Genomic DNA, 23,129 nt, shown 5'->3' on the forward strand with positions numbered 1-23,129 from the left:
GGGGATCAGAGGTCGTAGAGCCGCGCCCAGTTCTCGCGTGAGGTCAGCTCCGGCATGGCGCGCTTGTACTGCTCCTGCACCGCCGACCCTTCCTTGCGCAGTCGCTGGATCACGCGGATGCCGCGCTTGGCCAGGTCCAGGGTCTTGGCCCGGTCGTAGGACCGGACGCGGACGCCGTCCTGGCCGGCGTCGGTGACCACCACGGTGGTGAACAGCGACGTGTGCCACCAATGAGCTTCGTCCGCGGGGACGGCGCCGAGACCGAACCGGTGGCGGCCCCTCGTCTGGTCGAGCAGCCGCTTGATCAGGACCACGACGGTCCGGCTCGGCGGCGGCGCGCTGTTGATGATGCCGATGTCGTTGGAGGCGATGCCCGGGACGTCGGTGGCCTTGTGCCGCTTGGTCTCCGGGTACTGGTCGCGGATCCGGCGGATCTCCTTCATCGCCTCGACCCCGCCGTCACGCAGGATCTCCGGGCCCTCCAGGAAGTCCTCGACCGCCTTGATCAACGTCGCCGACAGCCCGTACTGCATCCCCAGCAGGTACCGCACCAGCTGCGCGAGCAGGACCCGCGAGAGCAGGTTGAGGTTGAACGGCGAGTGCAGCGCCGCGGTGATGATCGAGTTGCGCAGGTTGAAGTACCGGTGCCACTCGTCCCAGTCCTTCATGTGGAAGTCCGCGTGCCACACCCCCGCCCCCGGCAACGTCACCGTCGGGAAGCCGTGCGCGCGGGCCCGGTAGGAGTACTCCGCGTCGTCCCACTGGAAGAAGAACGGCATCGGGTACCCGGTGGCCTGCACGACCTCGTACGGGATCAGGCACGACCACCAGCCGTTGTACCCGGCATCGAGGCGGCGTTCCTGCCGGTTCGGCTTCAGGGTCTCCTCGTCCACGCCGAGCAGGTCGGCGGTGGTGAGGGAGTGCTCGACGGGCTGGCCGGGCTCGAGGGTGTTGAGGCGGGCGTACTCGGCGCCGACGTGCAGCTGATTGGGGTGGAACAGGTTGAGCATCTGCCCGCCGACGATGATCGGGTTGGCGGCGCGGTTGGAGAACGCCGTCATCCGGATCACCAGGTCCGGCTCGAGCAGCACGTCGTCGTCCATGAACAGGACGTTCGCGTGCTCGGTGGCGGTGTGTCCGGCGACCTCGTAGAGGCCGCGGGTGAAGCCGCCGGCGCCGCCGAGGTTGGGTTGCTTGATGTAGTGCAGCTTGTCGGCGAGGTCCTTGGCGACCTGCTCGAACCCGTCGCGGGATTCGACGAGGTCGGTGCCCTGGTCGGCGACGTAGATCGCGTCGAGGGTCTCCAGCGAGGAGACGTCCGCGGCGAGGGCCTGCAGGTTTTTCAGGCAGTCGTCGGCGCGGTTCATCGTGCAGATCGTCACCGCGGTCGGGCGGATCTTCTCCGGGGCTTCGACGGTCCAGCGGACCTGCTCGACGCGCAGGGTCTGGCCGCCTTCGGTTTCGAGGTCGAGCCACAGCGCGCCGCCGTCGTAGAACTTGTCCAGCTGCGCGGTCAGCGTGACCTTGGTCTGCTTGACGTCGGCGACCTGCTCGGCGGCGACGACGCGGGGTTCGCCTTCGACGTCGGAGGCGCCCATCGACAGCAGCCCGGTGCCGGTGACGACGGCCTCGACCGACACCTCGGTCACCGTGGACCAGCGCTGCCAGTAGGAGGCCGGGAACCGCCCGAAGTACGTGTTACCCGACACCTTCGTGGCCGGGGCCAGCCGGACCGCGTCGCGGTCCCGGACCGCCGAACCGGTGCAGACCTCGGCGTAGAGGTCCTTGCTGACGGTCGGCGCCGGGCCCGCGTAGAGGCCGCGCTGCGTGGTGAGGTCGGTCATGCTCAAGCTCCGCTTCCGTTGCCCCGGACGAGATACAGCTGCTGGGTGCCGGCCCACGGCGACGTCAGTGTCCAGTGGGCCAGCGCACCGGGCGGCGGATCGCCGCGCACCAGGGCGTAGTCGGTGACGATCGGCTGGTCGCCGAAGTCGAAGAACCGGAAGTTGACGTCGACCAGCGCCCGGCCGAGCGCGCCGAGGTGGGCCTCGCGCTCGGTGATGGCCGGCCCGACGGCGCCGCGGTCGTCGAAGAGGTCGACGATCGCGCAGCCGCAGCTGTAGGCCAGCACGCCGATCTCGCCGCCGCTGCGCACGGTGCCGCCGCCGACCAGCCGGCCCAGCTCCGGTCCGATCCGTTCGTAGTCCGCGGTCGCGTCGTGGTTGGACATCAGCGGCGCGAACCGCCGCGGCAGGCCATCGGCCGCGTAGGCCCCGACGCTGACCACCAGCACGCCCGCGACCGCGACGGCGGCCGCCACCCGGGCCGGCACGCGCACCACGGCCGTCGCGGCGGCCGCGAGGAAAAGCGTCGCCGCGACCAGGCTCGGCCCGTAGTACCAGTGGTACGGCGGCACGTGCAGCCGCGTGTAGGCCAGGTAGTGCGCGATCCCGGCGGGCACCAGCGGGACGAACGGCCGCACCCGGGCCCACAGCGGGCCTCCCCGGGCCGCGTCCGCCACGCAGAGCGCGAAGGCGAGCAGGGCGAGCGCGGCCGGGAGGAAGGACGCGATCGTCGCCCAGGGGAAGACCTCGGCGTAGAGCCCGGGGCCGTTGCCGAAGTCCCATTGTCCCCAGGACTTCTGCAGGGTCTTGATGATCACCGTGTCCGGCACCGCCGACCCGAGCACCACCCAGCTGAAGGCGAACCAGGGGAGCGCGACCGCCGCCGCGGCGAGCACCGACTGCCACGCCTTCTCCCAGAACCGGCGTCGCAGCGCGAAGAGCACCAGCGCGACCACGACCAGATCGAGCCGGACGAGGGCGAGCAGCCCGGTCAGGACGCCGAGGGCGACCGGCCGCCGTTCCCCCGCGAAGACCAGCAGCCAGGCGATGCCGGCCGCGCCGAGCTCGACCTCGAGCCCGATCGACGACAGCAGCAGCGGGTTCACCGTCACCAGGGCGACGGCGGCCGGCGCGAACCGGGCCGGCAACCCCGCCCGGTCGCCGGCCCGGCGCAGCGCGAGGGCCAGCGCGACCTGGCAGAGCACGAACAGCGCGCCGGCGGCGAGCACCGCGTCGCGCAGGACGAGGGTCAGCGCGGCGAGGAGCAGGACGTTCAACGGCGACGTCGCGGTGTTCGACGTCTCGGCCGCGATCAGTCCCCAGTGCCCGTGGAAGGCGAGGTTGCGCGCGTAGGCCAGCGTGATGAACGTGTCGTCGACGAGGTGCGGGCGCACCACCGCGAAGACCAGGGCGGACACCACGGCCACCGCGCCGGGCAGCACCCAGCGCCGCGGCTTGGACTCCGGGGCCGCGATCTCGGCGGCGGGGTCCCGCCGCTGTGCCACGGTCACGGTTCGCGGGTGAGGGTGAAGTGGCCGACGCCCTTGGCCGCGGACTGCACCTGCCAGCTGTCCGGCCCGGTCGCGGGCCCCGAGCCGTACTGCAGCCGGTAGTCCGGCTTGCGGGGGGTGATCGAGCGGTCCAGCCAGTGGTAGTTCATCCGCAGCGCGAGGCTCATCAGCGGGTTCGCCGTCGCGATCCGCTTCTCGACCAGCTCTTTCGCGTGGCCGCGGTCGGAGAACTCGTCGATGATGGCGCACTCGCAGTAGTACGCGAGGGTGCCGATCTCCCCGGGACTGGCCACGCTCGCGCCGTCGAGCCGCGCGTCCAGCTCCTTGCCGACCCGCGCGTAGTCCTGCGCGCTGGCCCAGTTCCCGAAGATGACCGGCGACTTCCACGGCACGCCCTGCGCGGCGTCGACGGCCGCCGCGCTCAGCACCAGCACCCCGGTCAGCCCGAGCGCCAGCAGCGGGGGACCGGTGCGCAGCGCCGTCCGCGCGCGTGCCTGCCCGAACCAGGCACCGAAGGCCGCGACGGCGAAACTGCCCACCGTCGTCGTCGGAGCCACGTAGTACCAGTGGAACGGGCCGACGCCGATGAACGAATAGGCGACGAAGTAGAGGATCCCGCCGGCACCCAGCGCCGCGACCGGGCCGAGCGCGGGGAACTCCGGCCAGCGCACCGAGAACCGCGCCACCGCCCACACGGCGAGCGCGACCACACCGAGCAGCGCCGGGACGAACGCCACGAGCACGGTGACCGGGTAGCCGAGGTAGTACATCACCGGCCCGGTGCTGTAGGTCCACGGCGCGAACAGCCCCACCTGCGTCTGCTTGATCGCCAGCGTGTCGGGCACGAACGAGCCGAAGGCGACCCAGCTGAAGACGAACCACGGCGCGGCGGTCAGCACGGCGAAACCGGCGGCCGGCAGCAGCCGCCGCCGGATCGCGGGCGCGCTGAGCGCGATCACCACGACGAACACGATGAGGTCGAGCCGGGTGAGGACGGTGAACCCGGCGGTGACGCCGAACAGGATCGGCCGGCCTTCGAGTGCGAAGACCGTCAGCACCAGCAGGACGGCGGGGATCAACAGGACTTCGAGGCCGATGGCGGACAGCACGAACGGGTTGAGCAGCACCAGCGTGACGCCGAGGACGCCGGCGGCGGGCGGCAGGGCGAGGGTGCGGCCGATGCGCTGCCACGCCCAGCCGAGCGCGCCGCCGCACAGGACCGTGAGGATCCCGAGCGCGACGACCGGGTGCGGGTCGCCGGCGATCCGCGTGAGCAGGGTGAGCGCGGCGAGGAGCAGGACGTTCAGCGGGGAGGTCGCGGAGTTCGCGGGCGAGCCCGGGATCAGGCCCCATTCGCCGTGCACGGCGAGGTTCTTCGCGTAGGCGAGGGTGATGTAGCCGTCGTCGGTGAGACTGCCGCGCACCACCAGGAAAAGCCCGGCGCCCAGCACCGCGCCGAAGACGGGCAGCCACCATCCTCGCGCGTTCACCTGCTTCGCTTCCGTTTCCGGTAGTGCCCGTTGACCTCTGGGAAGCGCCACCGGCGCCGGATCCGTCATCTGCCCGATCGACATGTCCCGGGGACCGTAGTGACGCTTCATTACAGCGGTGCTACGTCTCGGTTAGGTCCGGCTGCGCTGTGCAACATCACCCGGTCGTGGCACGGCCGGGTGGGCTCGCGGGGCGACCGGGTTCCACTGTGGACGACCGGCGCAGGGCTCCGAGGCCTGCGCCGCGGATCGACGTCTTGACGCCGGCCCGCTGTTCGTCGATAGTGGTAAGCCAATCCGGACGCCCGAGCACGGACGAGTCGACGCTGAAATGTTAGCGTTAACATTTTGGAGCGACAGCCACACGACGAGGTCGGGGGCGCTACTTGATGTGCCGAAAAACGGCCGGACTGCGCGCTGTTCCTTACCGATGAACAAAGGAGTTCATGGTGCCTGCGCTGCAAACGTTTCGCCGATTGCGCCCGCGGGCTGATCGCGGCCTCCGCCGGTCCGGTCGCCTCCGGCAGCGCCTCCCAAGTACGCGGCAGACAACGCCGCCGCGCAGGACTTCCTTCTGTGCCAACACCAGCTGTGTCATCCGGCTACTTCGGCGACAACACGGGCTACGGCCCCGGCCCGTGGGTCATGGCCGGCCTGGAGCACGACAGCACGTCCTACCCGGCGATCGGGTGACCCTTCCGACTCCTTCCGCGCTGAACGGAGAACTTCGGTGACCGCTTCCTACACCCGGCGGCAGTGGCTGCGCGCCGTCGGTGCCACCACTCTCGCTTCCGCCGCCGGACCGGCCTTCGGCGGGGTGTTCGCCGACGCGGCGACCGGTGCGGTGCCCGCGGCGATCGGCGTGGCCGCCTCCCCGTTCGCCCTCGGCCAGGTGCGGCTCACCGCGAGCCGGTGGCTGGACAACCAGAACCGGACGCAGAGCTACCTGCGCTTCGTCGACGTCGACCGGCTGCTGTACAACTTCCGGGCCAACCACCGGCTCTCCACCAACGGTGCCGCGAGCAACGGGGGCTGGGACGCGCCGAGCTTCCCGTTCCGCAGCCACGTGCAGGGGCACTTCCTGACGGCGTGGGCGCAGCTGTGGGCGGTCGCCGGCGACACCACCTCCCGGGACAAGGCCACCTACATGGTCGCCGAACTGGCCAAGTGCCAAGCCGGCAACAGCGCGGCCGGGTTCACCGCCGGCTACCTGTCCGGCTTTCCCGAAGCCGACTTCGACAGCCTCGAGGCCGGTCGCCTGTCGAACGGCAACGTGCCGTACTACTGCGTCCACAAGACCATGGCCGGCCTGCTCGACGTGTGGCGGTACGTCGGCAGCACCCAGGCCCGCGACGTCCTGCTGAACCTGGCGGCGTGGGTCGACCGGCGAACCGGCCGGCTCGGCTACAGCCAGATGCAGTCGGTGCTGGGCACCGAGTTCGGCGGCATGAACGCCGTGCTGACCGATCTCGCCCTGGACACCGGCGACACGCGGTGGCTGGCCGTCGCCCAGCGGTTCGACCACGCCGCCGTGTTCGACCCGCTGGCGGCCGGCCGTGACCAGCTCAACGGGCTGCACGCCAACACCCAGATCCCGAAGTGGATCGGCGCCGCGCGGGAGTACCAAGCCACGGGCACCACCCGCTACCGGGACATCGCCACCACCGCGTGGACGATCACCGTCGGCGCGCACACCTACGCCATCGGCGGAAACAGCCAGGCCGAGCACTTCCGCGCACCCAACGCCATCGCCGCGTACCTGAACCAGGACACGTGCGAAAGCTGCAATACCTACAACATGCTCAAGCTGACCAGGGAACTGATCACGCTCTACCCGGACCGCGCCGACCTGGCCGACTACTACGAGCGGGCGCTGCTCAACCAGATGATCGGCCAGCAGAACCCGGCCGACGGCCACGGGCACGTCACCTACTTCAGCTCGCTCAACCCGGGCGGCCGCCGCGGCCTGGGCCCGGCGTGGGGCGGCGGCACGTGGAGCACCGACTACAACTCGTTCTGGTGCTGCCAGGGCAGCGGGCTGGAGACCCAGACCAAGCTCGCCGACTCGATCTACTTCCGCACCGGCACGACGCTGATCGTGAACCAGTTCCTGCCCTCGGTGCTCACCTGGACCGAGCGCGGCATCACCGTCACCCAGACGACGTCCTTCCCGGCCGGCGACACGACCACGCTGGGGATCACCGGGAACGTCGGCGGGGCCTGGGACCTGCGCATCCGCATCCCGGGCTGGACCAGCGGGGCGACCGTCGCCGTCAACGGCGTGGCCCAGAACATCGCCACCACCCCCGGCAGCTACGCCACCGTGACCCGCTCGTGGACCACCGGCGACACGGTCACCGTCCGGCTGCCGATGAAGGTCGTCCTGCGGCCGGCCAACGACAACACGAACGTCGCGGCGGTCACCTACGGGCCGGTGGTCCTGGCGGGCAACTACGGGAACAGCACGCTCACCGGGCTGCCCGCCCTCGACCCGAGCTCGATCACCCGGACCAGCAGCAGCACGCTGTCCTTCAGTGCCAAAGCGAACGGTGCCACGGTGGGCTTGGTGCCGTTCTACGACGCGCAGGGCTTCACCTACACGGTGTACTGGAACACCGGCGGGCCGGCCTCCCACTTGGTCAACGTGGGAAGCGGGCTCCTGCTGGGCATCGAGAACATGTCCACCGCCGACGGCGGCCGCGCGCTGCAGTGGACCGACAACGGCACCGCGGACCACAACTGGGAGATCGTCGCCGACGGGACCGCGGTCCGCTTCCGCAACGTCAACAGCGGCAAGGTGCTCGGCGTGCAGGACATGTCCACAATGGACGGCGCGCAAGTCCTGCAGTGGGCGGACAACGGCACCGCCGATCACCGGTGGACGGTCGTCGACCAGGGCGACGGCACGGCGAAGATCCGCAACGTCAACAGCGGCAAGCTGCTCACGGTGGCGAACGGCTCGGCCACCGCCGGCGCGTTCGCCGTCCAGGGACCCGACAACGGCGCCGCCGCCAACCGGTGGCGGATCGTCCCGACCGGCTGATCACCGCGGGCAGGCTGGTCTCGGTGCTGGATCGCCGGGATCAGCCACCGCCGCAGCCCGGCGTGCGGCGAGAGTGACTACGTCATGGCGTGAAGACCACGAAGAACCCGCTCCATGAAGCTGATGCTGGGACGATCGCCGGGGGCCAGTCGCATGTCTTGCACTGTCACCAGGCCACGGTCGGCGAGGTCGGACACCAGGACTCGTGCGACGCCCAGGGGAATTCGTCGATACGCGGCGATCTCCGCGACCGATTGCGACGAGCGGCACAGGAGGCAGATAGCTGCCTCTTCCCGGGAGCAGCCGTGCTCCGGAGTACGGCCTCGCTCGGTTGCCGCGATGAGCGTTTCGACGGGGAGCGTGCGCGTGGGCCGCGTACGTCCATGGGTGCGGAAGTACGGCCGGACAAGATCTGCCGTGTCCGGGTCGAGCCCTAACGCCGGCTCCACTTCGGCTCCTCACTGAAATTATCGACTGCCGGAAATTATTTGCCGGTCACCAATCGTCGGCAAGCGACCGAACGGGTAAAGCGCCGGTAACAGTCGGCGACTTCGCCGCTCGCCGCCCTCCGGTGATCGACCGTTTCAGCGCCAGCCGTCGGTTCGACGGCGTGGACGCGCAGCTCGGCCTGGCCGCGGGTGACCAGCAGACCGGCGAACGGCCACGTCACGTTGACGCCGTTCACCCAGGCTCCGCCCCGCAGGACGAGGTCGTAGTCCCGGCCATCACCGTCGTCGTGGCCAGGGCCCCGACCGCCGGCAGGGCGATCCCCAGCTCCGCGCGCCGGGGCTCATCGGCGTCCTTCCGGCATCACCGGCGAAGTATCCCAGTCGAACGCGATGCCGGCCTATTTGCTCGGCGCTGCCGGTTTCGCGGGTGCGGCGGCCTTCTCGATGAGCGCCTCGTCGAGTTCGACGATGCTGGTGAACTTCTTGCTCATCGGGTGCTGCGGGGTCCGGTAGCCGACCCCGTCGACCAGAACCACCGTGCTCCGCAAGGTGAACCCGGCCGTCTCGGCCGGCGTGCGCGCGGACGTCAGCAGGTCCACCATCACCTGGAGGATCGAGGCCACCGGCACCCGCCGGACGAACTTCAGGTAAAGGTAGAGGCACTGGGTCGCGCCGTCACCGTGCCCGCCGATGAGCACGTGCGTGAGCAGGCCGGGGGTGCCCGGGTTCACGAAGAAGTGGCTGCCGATGTCGAAGGGGGACGGAGCCTTGCGGTTGGGCAGCCAGCCGTTCTCGAAGATGTAGAACGGTTTGCCGTCGACCCGCACCACCGGCCGCCAGAACTCCTCCTTGGCCAGGTCGTCGATCCCCTTGACCAGCTTGTTGCCGACCAGCGCGGAGACGAGCGCGGCCAGGTGCTCGAACTTGCCGGACTTGACGAACTTCAGCACCACCTCGTCGCCGGTCTCCTCGACGACCTTCTTCTTGTCCGGGCCGACCCCCGCCTTGAGCGCGGCGAGGTTGAGCACCTTGTCCTTCTTGATCCTCAGCTCGTGGTGGGCGTCTCCTGCCTCGGTCGCGAACTCGAGCGGGATGAACAGATCCCGGCGAGCGGGCAGCTTGGTCTGCAGGTAGACGCCCCGGTCACTGGTGACGAGGCCGAAGATCGGCCGGGGTGGCCGGTCCCGGGTGAAGCTCTCGAACGGGGCGTTGACGAACTCGATCCCGACCGCCCGGTTGTTGGTGTGCTCGCCGTGGAACACCTTGGTGGCGACGTCCACGAACTGCAGAATGCTTCCTTTTCCCTTGGCGTCCAGGTTGTTGACGCAGAAGTGCGGGATCAGGAAGTCCCCTTCGGCGGACTTCCGGATCCCGGCGATCGAGAGGTCACCGAAGCCCGCGGTCTCGTGGAGGAGGATCTGCGACGGCATGCCCACCGTGCGGACCCCGATACTCGGGTTGTACTTGCCCAGATCCGCGACATCCTTCCAGTTCTTGAAGGTCAGCGCGTCGGAGGCGATCGGGTACTCCTCGGAGTAGCCGACGAGGGTGTTCCCGTCGACCGGGTCGAACTCGTGCGCTTTCGCCGGGTTCGACGCCCGAGCGGGGTCGTAGGGCTTGTAGAACTTCTTGATCACCGCGTTGGTGGCCTGCACCCACCTCAGTGAGTAGGCACTGAAGTAGGAGATGTCGCCACGCGGTTCCGCGACGGGGTGGCGGGTGTCGGCGATCGGGAAATCGGTGACACCCGATCTGTTGCGGACAAGGTCCAGGTAGGCGCGTGCGAGGGTCCCGTGTACCTCGAAGGTCTCCTTCGTGGCGTTGTTGGAGAAGAAGACGACGTAGTGGATGTCCGCGGGGACGCTCGGATTGGGGTAGCTGTCGATCTTGAACTTGCCGAACGGGGACAGCACCTCGATGACGGTGTCCGGCGTGCTGGGGTGCCCGGCGAAGAAGTCCCGTTCCTTGTCGGCGAACGCCGCCGACTCCGCCGGGCTGTAGCTGTCCATCCGTCGTGGCGTCGGCGGCGTTATCCCGCCGGGCGAGGTCGGGGTGGCCATCCCTACACCTGCTGACCGGTCTTGGGGTCGTAGGTGACCTCCACCGCGACGACCTGGTCGGTGGGCAGGACCTCGATCCACTGGTCGAAGATCTGGTACGGGTCGGCGGGCCGGAACCCGCCGTCCAGTGGGTCGAATCCGGTCTGGTACACGGTCTCGGTGGCCAGTGTGTTGGCCATCGTGGTGTTGGCCGCCTCGAGCTCCGCGGCCAGCAGCGTGAGCACCTCGCCGATCTGCTTGCCCCGCCACTCCGGCGGATCCCCGGCCTGCCAGTCGTAGGTCAGCGTGAGGTTCTCGGTGCCCTCCACGCCGGCTTTCGTCAGCCAGTCGTACGCTGCCGACTCGAAGCCCTGCCGGATGGGCAGCACCGCCTTGACCCACGCTGCGTTGAGGAACTCGTTGCGCCGCGCGTCGCCGTCGGTCTGGATCAGCCAGCCCAGCGAACTGCCCATCGGTGCCGGCTGCGAGCTCCCGGTGATCAGGTAGTTGACCCGGTACTCCTGCTCGGACGGCGGCTTGCTCGGGTCGTACCCGTCCCCGAGGTTCGTGGCGATCGCGCCCGGCTTGTTCTCCGACGACGTGTGCGAGTACCAGCTCAGCACGGTCTCGCCGAGCAGCGGGTCGTTCTTGTTCATGTACTGCGGCGCGTCGGACGGGAGCCAGATGGCCGGCGGCACCTCGTACCGGCCCAGCGAGGTCGCGCCGGCGGCGCCGGTCGAGGCGCCGGGGCGCCAGTAGTCGGGCGCCACGAAGTACAGCATCTGGTCGACGTCGAACATCTGGCGGATCAGTTCGGACGCCAGGTGCTTGTCCGGGACGACCGCCTCCAGCTTCTGGATCAGCTGGGCGTAGACGGCCTGCCGCTCCTCGTTGCGCAGGTCCTCGGACGGACGCGGTTTGACCCCGCTGACCGTCTTGAGCCGGTCGGCCACCGCGTTCGCGTACGCCTGCCGCAGGATCAACGCCACCGACCGGTCGTAGTCCGCCTGCGCGGCGGCGTTCGCTTCCTTGATCGCCTGCACGGTCGCGGACAGTGGCTCGTACACGATCGTCGCGTCGAACGGCAGGGCCATGGCGCCGTGGAAGTTGGCGTGGGTCAGCCGGATCGAGAACGAGTTCTGCGCGACGTCCGGGTTCGGCTTGCCGTGGTCCGGGTTGTCGGTGACGAACCGGACGTCCGCGCCGTGGAAGTCGAGCAGGCCGATCTTGCTCACCTGGTACCCGTCGGGCGGGTCGGGCAGCGGGTTCGGGAACCAGAACTGGATGATGTTCGCCTCGCCCGCGACGGGCTTGTTGATGCCGTGGTCCTGGTTCTCCGGCTCGGTCTCGTAGTCCAAGTCGTTGTCCGGGCCCCCGCCGTGCGATTGCTGGAACGGCACCGACAGGTGGTACACCACCGACTTCTCCCCGGGTATCGGCTGCGGGGCCGGCTTCGTCACCGAGGTGAGATCGGGCGCGGGCACCACGCTGACCATCTCCCCGATGCCCAGGTGCAGGCCGGGCGCCGTACCGGTGAGGTTGCCGCCCGCGTCCGTCGACAGCCCCAGGAACACCTGCCAGGACAGCTGGTTGCCCAGGTGCTGCAGTTGCACGCCCACCTTGCGCATCTTGCGCCGCAGCTCGTAGTTGACGAGCTTGTCGGTGGTGTTCTGCACCACGTATCGACGGCTGTTGGTGTCGGTGGTCTCGGTGCTGGTCTTGAACGTGGTCTTGAAGTTGCGCGTGATCTCGCTGGACACCTTGCTGCTCTGGGTCCGGGTGTACTTGTGGGTCAGCTCGGACGAGTGGTTGGTCGTGGTCTTGTTGCTGAACGAGGCGCTGCCCTCGGCGTGCCAGATTCCGGCGAAGCCGCCGCCGCCCGACGCGCCGGCACCCAGTGTGGTGTCGTTGGCGTTGGACTCCTTGACGGCGTCGGCGACGTCGCTCTGGTCGGTCAGGCTCTCCTCGACCTTGCGATCGGTCGTCTCGGACTGCTCCGCGGTCTGCTCGGTCAGCGTGCGCCGGGTGCTGGTCTCGATGAGCTCGACGGTGCCGCCGGGGCTGAGCCACAGGTGCCCGGCCGGCGTACCGAGGAACGTGTCGAACTCGAAGAAGTACTCCCGGAACAGGTTCACCAGGCCGACCGGGGAAAGCACCGCGTCGGTGAGCGGGTGCTCTTCGGCGATCGCGGTGAGCTCGTCGGGGGTCAGCGCGCCGGCGGTGAAGTGCTGCGCGTTCTGCCGGCCGCGCCAGCCCATCAGCGGCTGGTACACGCCGAACACCTCGCTGGCGTAGGGCAACGTGCCGGCGAACTGGTTGACGGGGCGGCCGTTCGCGACCGGCGGCGCGGCCTTCGGCGCCGGGAGCGTCTGCACGTTGGCCACCGGACCGCCGGCCGCCGTGGCGTACGGCAGGACCGTCCACGGCCGCCCCCCGGCCCCGCCGGCCAGCAGTACCTCCCGGTCGGTCTGCCCGGCCGGCGCCACGAACGAGATGGTTTGCGGCCCGATCGCCGGCGTGGTCAGCGTCTTGCCCACGTACTGCCGGCTGAGGTTCGCGTCGTGTTCGAGGAACGCGCCGCCCAGCGCGGCCACATTCGGATACCGGCGCGGGTCCTGGACGTCGATGTCGGCCGGGACGGCCAGCGCGATGCGCGGTACGGTCGCCAGGTCGTTCTGCGACGACTGGACGGTGTAGGTCCAGACCTGGTATTCGGCGTCCGGTCCGCTTTTGGCCAAAAGTACCTTGCCGGTGAACGTGACGAGCAACGACACGTCTGCCCCCTCCAGTGAATGCAGCTTGACGGACAAGGTGCGGATGGCACGCCCACCCCCGCCTTCGGTGCTCGACCAATCCCGGTTGGCGGGCCCGATTACCAAGCTAGCCTTTTCTCCGATCGAATCCCCGAAACGCCCGCAAGTACGCACGAAGAGGCATGAACGCGCGAGCGCGGAATCAGGAAACGTCGCACTTTGGGGTCGTTTCGGCGCCGTGCGGTATTTCCGGGGCCCGTTCGGCGACCGGTACGGGCACGTCGACGGGCTACGACCCCGCCTCGGCTAGCTTCCGCGTCGGCCGAGCAAAGCGAACCCGACGACGGCCTGCACCGCCAGGACGAGCGCCTGCGTCACGGGTGAATCGATGGTGAGCAACGCGATGGTCGTGTTGACGCCGAAGTGGACCGCGATCGACGCCGGGACGCCGCCGCGTTCGTAGGCGTAGCCGGTCAGCAGCGCCATGGGGACGACGCTGAGCGTGAACAGCAGCCCGCTCCAGCTGAGCAGGCCGAACGCGGCCTGGACGGTTCCGGGGATGAAGAACAGCGGCACGTGCCAGACGGCCCACACGACACCCAGCAGCAGGCCGGCCCGCAGGCGGGTCATCGACGCGCGCAGGCGGGGGTAGGCCGTGCCGCGCCAGCCGGGCTCCTCGGCCAGCGGGCCGCCGATCAGCATGCTGACCACGAACGGAACCGGGCCGCCGAGGGTCGCGATCAGGTTCTGTCCCGCCGTCAAGCTGAGCTCGGGACCGCCGAGCAGCTTCGCGAGCAGCGCGGCCACGACGACGGTGGCCGAGGCCAGCAGCAGCAGGGGCAGCACCCAGAGCCACCGCGCGCCCGGCCGGGAGCTCACCGCGTGCGCCGGGGCGGGTTCGCCGCGGCGGGCACGGCGGATCCGGAGCACGATCGCGCCGATCACCGGACCGAAGCCGCCGAGCAGGTAGGGGACGACCGTGGGAGAGCTCGTCGGCGGCCCGCCGAGCAGGATCGCGACGAGCCAGCAGGCCCAGCTCGTCGTGAACGTGACGGCCCAGAAAAGAGCGAGGCCATTTCTTTGCCGAACCGGGGAAGCGAGGGACACGTTTTCGCCTTTCCTGCGAAAAATGGGCAGCATCGAGCCCGGGAACAATTGCGGAATGCGGTTTCGTCAGTGCCGGTCGGCGGCCGGAGCCGCGCCGAGCCGGCGGGCGAGCCAGCCGGAGACCTGGGCCAGCAGGTCGGCGTCGGCCGGGCGGCGCAGCTGCCGGGAGTAGGACCGCACCGACGGCCGGCCGGGGTCGCGGCGCAGCAGGTGGGTGAGGTCGTCGATCCGGTGGACCTCGACGTCGCCGGGCACCAGGCGGCGGATCACGTCCAGGTCCGCGGGGTCGACCTGGATGTCCTTGCCGCCGGTGATCGCCAGGACGGGGACGCGGATGTTCGCCAGGTCCGCGCGCGGGTCGTGGGCGAGCAGCTCGCGCAGCCACCGGGCGTTCACCGGGACTCCGGCGACGCGCGCGACGTCCGTGCTCGTCGTCTTGAGCCGGGCCAGCCGCCGCCCGCCGAACGCGCGCAGCGCCGGCCGGGCGAACGCGGGGAGATCGCGGGCGATCATCCCGGCCTGCCGGCGCAAGGCGTCCTCGCCCGGGCGGGCGAACCCGGCCAGCAGCACCACCGCGGCGACGTCCGGGTGCGCGCCGAGGGACATGGCGTGGATGGCGCCTTCGCTGTGTCCGACGACGCCGACGGCGTCCGCGCGGATGTCCGGTCGCGCGGCCAAGGCGCGCACGGCGGCGGCAGCGTCGCGGCGGTTGTCGGTGAACCCGGTCGCGCGCCAGTCGCCGGGCGTGGCGCCGACCCCGCGCCGGTCGTAGCGCAACGTGGCGATCCCGTCCTTCGCGAGCGCGGCCGCCATGGGCGCTCCGTACGCCATGCGGAGCCGGCCCGTGTTGGCGTCGCGGTCCAGCCGTCCGGATCCGTGCAGCAGCACGACGGCGGGGTGCGGGCCGGCGCCCGCGGGCAGGGTCAGGGTGCCGGCCAGCCGCAGTCCGTCGTCCGCGGTGACCGTCATGTCGACGTCCCCCATGAGTGCTTCTCCCATCATTATCAATCATGCGAATGTTCTCAGTGGTGGGAACAGTATCGCATGTGAGAACATTCGTCCATGGCAACCGCGGACCTTCTCCTGCACCCCGTCCGGATGCGCATCCTGCAGGCGCTGTTCGACGCCGATCCGCTGACCACGGGGCAGCTTCGCGAGCGCATCCCCGACATCGCGCCGGCGACGATGTACCGGCAGATCGCGGTGCTGGCCGAGGCGGGCGTGCTGGAGGTGGCCGAGGAACGGCGGGTGCGCGGCACGACGGAGCGCAGCTACCGGGTGCGCAAGGAGGAGGCGGTCGTCGACCCCGCGGCGCGCGCGGCGATGACCCTGGCGGAGCACCGCCGGGCGTACACGACGTTCGCGGCCTCGCTGATGGGCGATTTCGACCGCTACCTCGCCCACGAGAACGCCGACCCCCACGCCGACGGCGTGGTCTACCGGCAGGCGGCGGTGTGGCTGTCCGACGAGGAGTTCGCCGCGATGGTCGAGGAGATCGAACGGGCGGTCGTCTCGCGGATGGGCAACGCCCGGGAAGGCCGGATCCGCCGCGTCGTCAGCCTCGTCGTCGTGCCGGACGAACCCGGGACGGAGGCCGATACCGAGCCCGGTGGCTGAGCCGTTCGCGCCGGGAAGACCCGGCGATCGGGTGACATCGCCCGGCGCCGGGGAGCGCTAGCGTGGCGTGGCGCCGGCCGGAAGGCCGGGGGAACGGAGCTGCCGGGATGACGGACCTGGACGGACAGACGGTCGTGCTGATCGGCGGCAGCGCCGGCATCGGGTTCGAGACCGCGCGGCTGGCGCGCGCGAAGGGGGCCGACGTCGTCCTCACCGGCCGCGACCCCGCCAAGCTCGAACGTGCGGCGGAAACACTCGGTGCGCGCAGCACCGCCGCGTTCGACGCCTCGGACGCCGCGGCGGTGGCGGAGTTCTTCGGCAGCCTGCCCGGCACGATCGACCACGTGCTGGTCACCGCGGGCGGGCCGCACTACGGGCCGTTGCTGGAGATGAGCGCCGAGGACGTGCGGACGGCGGTCAGCGACCACATCGTCGTCTCCCTCGAGATCGCCCGGCACGCCGCTCCGAAGATGCGGCCGGGCGGGGCGATCCTGCTGATGGGCGGCACCGGGGGCCGGCGCATCGGGCACGGCCTGGGCATCGTCTCGGCGGCGACCGCCGCGCTGCCGCCGTTCACCGCGGCGCTCGCACTCGAACTCGCGCCCGTGCGCGTCAACCTGATCGCCGCGGGGTTCGTGGACACGCCGCTGTCGGCGACGCTGCTCGGGGACCAGCTGGAGGACCGCCGCGCCGAGCTGCGCGAGAAGCTCCCGATCGGCCGGGTGGTCGGCCCGGCCGACGTCGCCGCGCTGGCCGTCCACCTGATGACCAACACCGCCCTGACGGGCGCGACGTACGACATCGACGGCGGGCAGCAGTTCGTCTTCTGAGCGGTGGGGCCGCGCCGGGGCCACCGGATCAGGTGTCGGTTTCCAGGGCGGCGGTCCGCAAGGCGGCGGCGACGCGGGCCGCCGGTTCCGGCAGTGGCCGGGGGACGTGGGCGAGCACGATGCGGCGTCGCTCGCCGGGGCCGCCGCGGATGGGCAGCACCCGGACTCCCGCCGGCAGCACGGATCCGAGCGCGCCGGGCACGGTGGTGATGCCGCAGCCGGCCGCGACGAGGTGCAGCTTGGCCAGCCAGTCGCGTGCGGTGTGGGCGATCTCGGGACGTTCGTCGAGGCCGGGCCACACGCCCATCGCCTGGTCTTCGCCGGAGCCGCCGATCCAGCGGTGCCCGCGCAGGTCGGCGACGTCGATGTAGTCCCGGCGGGCGAGGGGGTGGCCGTCGGGCACCGCGACGCGCAGGCTGCGCTCGGTGAGCGTCCGCAGGACCAGGGCCGGGGTTTCGGTGTCGGGTGGGCGGAACGGCGGTGCGGAGGCCAGCAGTGCGAGGTCGACGGTGCCGGCGCGCAGGGCGCGGACCAGCGCCGGGGTCCGGCCCTCGCGGCTGAGCACGGTGATGGCGGGGTGGGTGCGCCGTAGGGCGGCGAGCGCGCGCGGCACCAGGTCGGCCCCCGCGGTGGGGAACCAGCCGAGCCGGACCGTCCCTTCCTCGCCGGGCAGCCCGGCCAGCTCGCGCGCGGTGGCGTCGAGCTGGTCGATGACGTCGGCGGCCCGGCGGACCACGAGCTGCCCGGCCGAGGTGAGCCGGACTCCGTCGTGGCGCCGTTCCAGCAACGGGGTGCCCGCCGCGCGTTCCAGGGACGCGATCTGGCGGGAGACCGCGGACTGGGTGTAGCCGAGCGCGGTGGCCGCGGCGGTGAGGGTGCCGCGCTCGGCGACCTCGCGGAACACCCGCAACGCGGTCAACGACGCATCGGAGAAGGACATGACTTCAACGCATACCAGGTTTGCGTTTCTTTCGCTTTCCGCATGGCCGAGCCGGTCCTAGCGTGGAGTCATGGACCTGATCACCACCCCCTTCGGATTCAGCAGCACCGCCCTGGACGTCGCCCGGGGTGCCGACCTCACCGGCCGGCGGGCCGTGGTGACCGGCGCGTCGTCCGGCCTCGGCGTCGAGACCGCGCGCGCACTGGCCGCCACCGGCGCGGAGGTCACCCTGGCCGTCCGCGACGTCGAGGCGGGGGAGCGGGCCGCGCGGGACATCGCCGCCACCACCGGCAGCACCGCGCCGCGCGTCGCCCCACTGGATCTCGCCGATCCCGCCTCGGTCGCCGCGTTCACCGGGTCCTGGGGCGGCCCGCTGCACGTCCTCGTGCACAACGCCGGGGTGATGGCCACGCCGGAGCGGTACACGCCGCAGGGCTGGGAGCTGCAGTTCGCCACCAACCACCTCGGGCACTTCGCCCTGGCCACCGGCTTGCACGGCGCGCTGGCCGCCGACGGTGCCGCCCGGATCGTGGTGGTCAGCTCGACCGGGCACATGCAGTCGCCGGTGGTCTTCGACGACGTCAACTTCGCCTTCCGGCGCTACGACCCGTGGCTCGCCTACGGCCAGTCCAAGACCGCCAACGTGCTCTTCGCCGTCGAAGCGACGCGCCGCTGGGCGCGGGACGGCATCACCGCGAACGCGCTGATGCCGGGCGCGATCTACACGAACCTGCAGCGCCACACCGGCGGCCGCGGCAGCGGCCAGGTCCCGCCCGAGCTGATCAAGACCCCGGAACAGGGCGCCGCCACGTCGGTCCTGCTCGCGACGTCACCGCTGCTCGACGGGATCGGCGGTCGTTACTTCGCCGACTGCGAGGAGACGGCGACCATCGACCGCCGAGGCGAAGCCCCGCCCTTGCACGGCGTGGCCCGCTACGCGCTCGACCCCGAAGGCGCCGAGCGCCTGTGGACCCTGTCGGAAACCCTGCTCGCGAAAGGAATCGCATGACCGCGAAGGTCGCCCTCGTCACCGGCGCCACCCAAGGCCTGGGGCTCGCCCTCGTCGAGGGGCTCGCCGCCCGGATGTCCACCGAGGACACCGTGTACCTCACCGGCCGGGACGCCGGACGCGTCGCCCAGGCCGTCGAAGCACTGCCCGCCGGCGGGGCCCGCGTCCGCGGCGAGGTCCTCGACGTCGCCGGCCCCCACGAGGCCGGCCGCCTCGCCGAGCGGCTGGCCGAGCGCCACGGCGGCGTCGACATCGTGTTCGGCAACGCCGTCATGCGCGTCGGGCCCGAGGACGACCCGCGCGAGATCGTCGGCGCCTACGCCGAGGTCAACAACTTCGGCACCACCCGGCTGCTGCGGGCGTTCGCGCCGCTGCTGCGCGACGGCGGCCGGTTCCTCGTCGTGGCCAGCTCGTTCGGCACGCTGAACCACCTCGCGCCCGCACTGCACGGCCGGTTCGACGGACTGTCCTCTTTGGACGAGGTGGACAAGCAGGTGGCGGTCTGGCGCGATGCGGTCGCCGACGGCAGCGCCCGCGGCGGCGACTGGCCGGGGTTCGTCAACATCCCGTCCAAGATCGGCCAGGTCGCGGCCGTGCGTGCGCTCGCGGGTGAGCGGAGGGAAGCCGACCTGGCCCGGGACATCCTGCTGGCCGCCGTCTGCCCGGGCATGATGAACACCCCGACGTCGGCGATGTGGTGGGACGTGCGCGACGCCCCGAGCCCCGCCCAGGCGGCGGAAGTGCTGCTGGATCTCGTGTTCCGGCCCGTGGACCCCGCCCAGTACGGCGGGCTGGTCCGCGACGGCGAGGTCCTGCCCTGGCGATGACCCCGGTCAGGCCGGTGGCGGCGCCTGGAGACCGGAGAACACGGCGGCGATCAGGCGCCGCCCCTGTGCCGCACCCTCGTCGTCGTTCGCGACGCGCCACAGGAAGCTCATCAGCATGATGATGTCGGCCGGGTCGTGGCCGGGGGCGATGGTGCCCTCGGCCACGCAGGCGTCGACGAGCTTCTTCACCGCCGCGGTGGTCGGCGCCCACGAGTCGCTGATCACGTTCTGGGCGGCGGCGCTGTGCAGGGCGTCGCCGAGGCCGTGCTTGATGCGGATGTAGGCCGACAGCGTCTCGAACCACTCGATGAAGGCGGCTTTCGCGGACGAGTGGCGGGCCAGCACGTCGTCGGCGGTGGTGGTCAGGCGTTCGATGTCGTGCTCGTAGGCCGCGAGGATCAGGTCCTGCCGGGTGGGGAAGTGGCGGTAGAGCGTTCCGGCGCCGACGCCGGCGCGCTTGGCGACGTCGTTCAGCGGCACGAGCGGGTCCGCCGCGAACAGCTCGTGGGCGGCCTCGATGATCGCGACACGGTTGCGCGCGGCGGCCTTCCGCTGCGTGCCGTAGGTGCCCGGCGTCTGGTCGGTCATGACTCGATGATGCCTCACGCTTTGACATGCGGAGAACTCTCCGCTAGTTTCGGAGGTACTTCCGGAGAATCCTCCGCGAGTTTACCCCCTGGAGAACCCCTCATGCGTTACGTGAAGCTCGGCACCACCGGCCTGGAGGTCTCGCCCATCGCGATCGGCGCGATGACCTACGGCGAGCCCGACCGCGGCCACCCCGTGTGGTCCCTGGGCGAGGAGCAGGCCCGCCCCCTGATCAAGCACGCCCTGGACGCGGGCATCACCTTCTTCGACACCGCGAACATGTACTCCAACGGCTCCAGCGAGGAAATCCTCGGCCGTGCGTTGAAGGACTTCGCCGACCGCGACGACGTCGTGATCGCCACCAAGCTGCGCCACCCCATGCGCCCCGGTCCCAACGGGAAAGGCTTGTCCCGCAAGGCGATCATGACCGAGGTCGACCACAGCCTCCGGCGGCTCGGCACCGACTACATCGACCTCTACCAGATCCACCGCAACGACCACGCGACTCCGCTGGAGGAGACCCTCGAAGCGCTGCACGACCTGGTCAAGGCGGGCAAGGTGCGCTACCTCGGCGCGTCGTCGATGTTCGCCTGGGAGTTCGCCAAGGCCCTGCACCTGCAGAAGCAGCACGGCTGGGCGCGGTTCGTGTCCATGCAGGACCACTACAACCTGCTCGCCCGTGAAGAAGAACGCGAGATGATCCCGCTGTGCCTGGACGAAGGCGTCGGCACGATCATCTGGAGCCCCCTGGGGCGCGGCCGGCTGGCCCGCGCCTGGGACGAGGCGAAGTCGACCGCCCGCTCCGACACCGATGGCGCGTACGCCGACCTGCTCTACTCGCCGACCGAGGAGGCGTCCAACCGCGCGATCATCGACGCGGTCGGGAAAGTCGCCGCCGAGCACGGCGTGAGCCGCGCGGCGATCGCCCTGGCCTGGCTGCACCGCCAGCCGGTGGTCACCGCCCCGCTGGTCGGCGCCGGTTCGACCAAGCAGATCGACGACGCCATCGCCTCCTTGGACGTCGAGCTCACCGACGAAGACGTCCGCGCCCTCACTGCCCCGTACACGCCGCGGTACGACTGGCAGGGCGTCTCGGACGAGGCGACCATGGACGCGATCCGCGCCCGCGTCCCGGGCATGGCGCTGAAGTGACCCCGATCATCCGCTCCGGCGCGAACGGCCTCATCGCGGTCCACACCTACGTGCGCAGGGGGTAGTGATCGCCGGGAACTTGATGGCGATCACCGTCGGCAGTGGCCTCATCGCCCGCACCGCATCCGACGGGGGCATGCTGCCGGTCGCGGTTTCGGGTTGAGGCTCCGACAGGGGATCGTTCCGGCGACCTGGCGCAGCCGGGACGGCGCCTTCATCGTCGCGACGGCCTCGGGCTAGAGGTCGATGACGACCTTGCCGTGCACGTGCCGGCCGGCCTGGAGTTCGGCCGCCTGGCGGATCCGGTCGATCGGGAAGCTTGCCGCGATCGGCACCCGGATCCGGCCCGCCGCGACCAGGCGGGCGATCTCGTCCAGTGCGCCGGGAGCGGCGTTCGCGCCGTTGGCCCCCGGCACGCCCTCGACCTGTACGGCGATGGTGCAGATGCGGTCGCCCGGGACGCCGAGTTCCTTTGCGGTGTGGGCTGTTTCCGTTCCGTGCAGGTCGATCGCGGCGGTCACGCCGCCGGGGGCGAGGGCTCGGACGCGGTCGGCCAGGCCGTCGCCGTACGTGACCGGCTCGGCGCCGAGGTCGCGGAGGAAGTCGAACGATGTCGCCGATCCCGTCCCGATCACGCGCGCTCCCGTGAGCCGGGCCAGTTGGACGGCGAACACCCCGACTCCGCCCGCCGCGCCGCCGATCAGCAGGGTGTCGTCCGGGCCGGGGGAGACCACGGCGAGGGCGGCGGATGCCGTGCGGCCGGCGATCGCGAGGGTGGCGGCGGTGCGGTCGTCGACGCCGTCGGGGGTGTGATGCGCTTCGTTCGCCGCGATCTCCCCGGCCGCGTCGATCACCACGAAGCCGGCGACCGCGCGGGACAGGGCGCTCCCGAACACCCGGTCGCCCGGTGCGAAGGCGGTCACCCCCGCACCGACCTGGTCGACCACTCCCGCGTAGTCGGACCCGAACCCGGCCGGCAGGCTCAAGCCGAACCGGGCGGCGGTGTCCGCGTCGGCGGTCATGATCCAGTCCATCGGGTTGAGACCGGCCGCGGTGACCCGCACCCGGACCTGGCCGGCGCCGGCCCGCGGCGCGGGAATCTCCCGGACGTCCAGGACTTCGGGACCGCCGAACGCGTCGAGCTGGACTGCCCTGCTCGTGGCCGTCGACGGGTGCGCGCTCTGGTGCTGCATGGACGCCTGTCTCCTTGGGGGTGAGGGAACGCAGCGAAACGGACTATGCTCCGTTTACCAGATCGACTCTAACACAACCGGAGCGTGATCCGTTTTGGCTGACGTGGAGACGCGAGGACCCCGCGCGGACGCGACCCGCAACCGCGACCAGTTGCTCGCCGTCGCGACCCGCATGTTCGTCTCGGCCGACGCCGAGCCGTCGATGCGGGCGATCGCGCGCGAGGCCGGGGTCGGCATCGCCACGCTCTACCGGCACTTCCCGACCCGCGAGTCGCTGGTCGACGCGGTCTACCGGGACCAGGTCGTGCGGCTGACGACGGGGGCAGGCGAGCTGCTCGGCGAGCTGCCCCCGGCCGCGGCGATGCGGCGCTGGATGGACTTGTTCGGGGACTGGATCGCGACCAAGAACGGCATGCTCGACACGCTGCTCGCGATGATCGAGGTGGGCGAGATCGCCCATGCCCGGACCCGGACCGAGCTGCTGGCGGCCATCGACACGATCCTCGACGCCGGCCGCGCGGCGGGCGACCTCCGCTCCGACGTCACCGCCGAAGACATCGCCGCGTCCCTCATCGGCATCTTCACCGTGGCCCCCCGGCCCGAGCACGAAGCCAAGGCCGGTCGCCTGCTGAACCTGCTCATGGACGGCCTCCGGCCCACGGCCCGGCCGGTCTGAGCCCGATTCCGGGCGACTTGGTCGCGGAAAGCGATCAGTGGCCCGATGAATGGCGACACCA

General features: G+C 70.9%; 19 protein-coding genes. 7 read left to right on the forward strand and 12 right to left on the reverse strand.

The window, feature by feature from the left end:
• Positions 1-5 precede the first annotated feature (5 nt).
• From AA23TX_RS12030 to AA23TX_RS12040, 3 genes are read right to left on the reverse strand one after another with little or no spacing between them, the layout of a single operon-like run.
• Positions 6-1,844 (reverse strand): glycosyltransferase, encoded by a 1,839-nt coding sequence (locus AA23TX_RS12030; protein ID WP_196425291.1) that lies wholly within the window; start codon positions 1,842-1,844, stop codon positions 6-8.
• A 2-nt stretch (positions 1,845-1,846) separates the two neighbouring features.
• Positions 1,847-3,355 (reverse strand): hypothetical protein, encoded by a 1,509-nt coding sequence (locus tag AA23TX_RS12035; RefSeq protein WP_230862436.1) that lies wholly within the window; start codon positions 3,353-3,355, stop codon positions 1,847-1,849.
• Positions 3,352-4,845, reverse strand: a complete 1,494-nt coding sequence (locus tag AA23TX_RS12040) for a glycosyltransferase family protein (RefSeq protein WP_230862437.1) — start codon at positions 4,843-4,845, stop codon at positions 3,352-3,354. Before AA23TX_RS12040 ends, AA23TX_RS12035 begins: the two co-directional genes overlap by 4 nt.
• 730 nt (positions 4,846-5,575) lie before the next feature.
• Here AA23TX_RS12040 and AA23TX_RS12045 point away from each other — a divergent pair.
• A complete protein-coding gene (locus tag AA23TX_RS12045) occupies positions 5,576-7,888 on the forward strand; it encodes a beta-L-arabinofuranosidase domain-containing protein (RefSeq protein ID WP_155542616.1) in 2,313 nt (770 codons plus the stop codon).
• 77 nt (positions 7,889-7,965) lie between these two features.
• On the opposite strand, the gene AA23TX_RS12050 is transcribed toward AA23TX_RS12045, so the two are convergent.
• The 6 genes from AA23TX_RS12050 to AA23TX_RS12075 all read right to left on the reverse strand — a co-directional run bounded on the left by AA23TX_RS12050 (position 7,966) and on the right by AA23TX_RS12075 (position 15,235).
• Complete coding sequence (locus AA23TX_RS12050; protein WP_155542617.1) at positions 7,966-8,337, reverse strand: DUF742 domain-containing protein; 372 nt, start codon at positions 8,335-8,337, stop codon at positions 7,966-7,968.
• Positions 8,338-8,372: 35 nt separating this feature from the next.
• Positions 8,373-8,573, reverse strand: coding sequence for a hypothetical protein (locus AA23TX_RS12055; RefSeq protein WP_155542618.1), 201 nt, complete (start codon positions 8,571-8,573; stop codon positions 8,373-8,375).
• 162 nt (positions 8,574-8,735) lie between these two features.
• Positions 8,736-10,397 carry a hypothetical protein gene (locus AA23TX_RS12060; protein WP_155542619.1) on the reverse strand — a complete coding sequence of 554 codons (1,662 nt, stop codon included), beginning with the start codon at positions 10,395-10,397 and terminating at the stop codon, positions 8,736-8,738.
• 2 nt (positions 10,398-10,399) lie between these two features.
• The gene (locus AA23TX_RS12065; protein ID WP_230862438.1) at positions 10,400-13,150 is read right to left on the reverse strand and encodes a hypothetical protein; all 2,751 of its coding nucleotides are present in this window, start codon (positions 13,148-13,150) and stop codon (positions 10,400-10,402) included.
• A 285-nt stretch (positions 13,151-13,435) separates the two neighbouring features.
• Positions 13,436-14,236, reverse strand: a complete 801-nt coding sequence (locus AA23TX_RS12070; RefSeq protein ID WP_155542620.1) for a CPBP family intramembrane glutamic endopeptidase — start codon at positions 14,234-14,236, stop codon at positions 13,436-13,438.
• Positions 14,237-14,302: 66 nt separating this feature from the next.
• Entirely contained in the window at positions 14,303-15,235 is a 933-nt protein-coding gene (locus tag AA23TX_RS12075) for an alpha/beta hydrolase family protein (protein ID WP_230862439.1), read from the reverse strand.
• Positions 15,236-15,298: 63 nt separating this feature from the next.
• On the opposite strand from AA23TX_RS12075, the gene AA23TX_RS12080 reads away from it, so the two are divergent.
• Both AA23TX_RS12080 and AA23TX_RS12085 read left to right on the forward strand, forming a co-directional pair.
• Positions 15,299-15,853: a helix-turn-helix domain-containing protein gene (locus AA23TX_RS12080; protein ID WP_155542622.1), complete on the forward strand. Its 555-nt coding sequence runs from the start codon at positions 15,299-15,301 to the stop codon at positions 15,851-15,853.
• 107 nt (positions 15,854-15,960) lie between these two features.
• On the forward strand, positions 15,961-16,683 hold the full coding sequence (locus AA23TX_RS12085; RefSeq protein WP_155542623.1) for an SDR family NAD(P)-dependent oxidoreductase: 723 nt from the start codon (positions 15,961-15,963) through the stop codon (positions 16,681-16,683).
• A 28-nt stretch (positions 16,684-16,711) separates the two neighbouring features.
• Here the strand turns inward: AA23TX_RS12085 and AA23TX_RS12090 are convergent, their stop codons facing one another.
• Positions 16,712-17,623 carry a LysR family transcriptional regulator gene (locus AA23TX_RS12090; protein ID WP_155542624.1) on the reverse strand — a complete coding sequence of 304 codons (912 nt, stop codon included), beginning with the start codon at positions 17,621-17,623 and terminating at the stop codon, positions 16,712-16,714.
• Between the two features lie 70 nt (positions 17,624-17,693).
• Here AA23TX_RS12090 and AA23TX_RS12095 point away from each other — a divergent pair, with 70 nt between their 5' ends.
• Positions 17,694-18,632, forward strand: coding sequence for an SDR family NAD(P)-dependent oxidoreductase (locus tag AA23TX_RS12095; protein ID WP_155542625.1), 939 nt, complete (start codon positions 17,694-17,696; stop codon positions 18,630-18,632).
• Positions 18,629-19,459: an SDR family NAD(P)-dependent oxidoreductase gene (locus AA23TX_RS12100; RefSeq protein ID WP_155542626.1), complete on the forward strand. Its 831-nt coding sequence runs from the start codon at positions 18,629-18,631 to the stop codon at positions 19,457-19,459. Before AA23TX_RS12095 ends, AA23TX_RS12100 begins: the two co-directional genes overlap by 4 nt.
• 6 nt (positions 19,460-19,465) lie before the next feature.
• Here the strand turns inward: AA23TX_RS12100 and AA23TX_RS12105 are convergent, their stop codons facing one another.
• Entirely contained in the window at positions 19,466-20,047 is a 582-nt protein-coding gene (locus AA23TX_RS12105) for a TetR/AcrR family transcriptional regulator (protein WP_155542627.1), read from the reverse strand.
• Positions 20,048-20,149: 102 nt separating this feature from the next.
• Here AA23TX_RS12105 and AA23TX_RS12110 point away from each other — a divergent pair, with 102 nt between their 5' ends.
• A complete protein-coding gene (locus AA23TX_RS12110; RefSeq protein WP_155542628.1) occupies positions 20,150-21,199 on the forward strand; it encodes an aldo/keto reductase in 1,050 nt (349 codons plus the stop codon).
• 236 nt (positions 21,200-21,435) lie between these two features.
• Here AA23TX_RS12110 and AA23TX_RS12115 read toward each other — a convergent pair whose 3' ends face one another.
• Positions 21,436-22,392 (reverse strand): NADP-dependent oxidoreductase, encoded by a 957-nt coding sequence (locus AA23TX_RS12115; RefSeq protein ID WP_155542629.1) that lies wholly within the window; start codon positions 22,390-22,392, stop codon positions 21,436-21,438.
• Between the two features lie 94 nt (positions 22,393-22,486).
• On the opposite strand from AA23TX_RS12115, the gene AA23TX_RS12120 reads away from it, so the two are divergent.
• Positions 22,487-23,068 carry a TetR/AcrR family transcriptional regulator gene (locus AA23TX_RS12120; protein ID WP_155542630.1) on the forward strand — a complete coding sequence of 194 codons (582 nt, stop codon included), beginning with the start codon at positions 22,487-22,489 and terminating at the stop codon, positions 23,066-23,068.
• The last annotated feature ends 61 nt before the right edge of the window (positions 23,069-23,129 follow it).

This window comes from Amycolatopsis camponoti, from assembly GCF_902497555.1.
GTDB classification, from domain to species: Bacteria; Actinomycetota; Actinomycetes; order Mycobacteriales; family Pseudonocardiaceae; genus Amycolatopsis; species Amycolatopsis camponoti.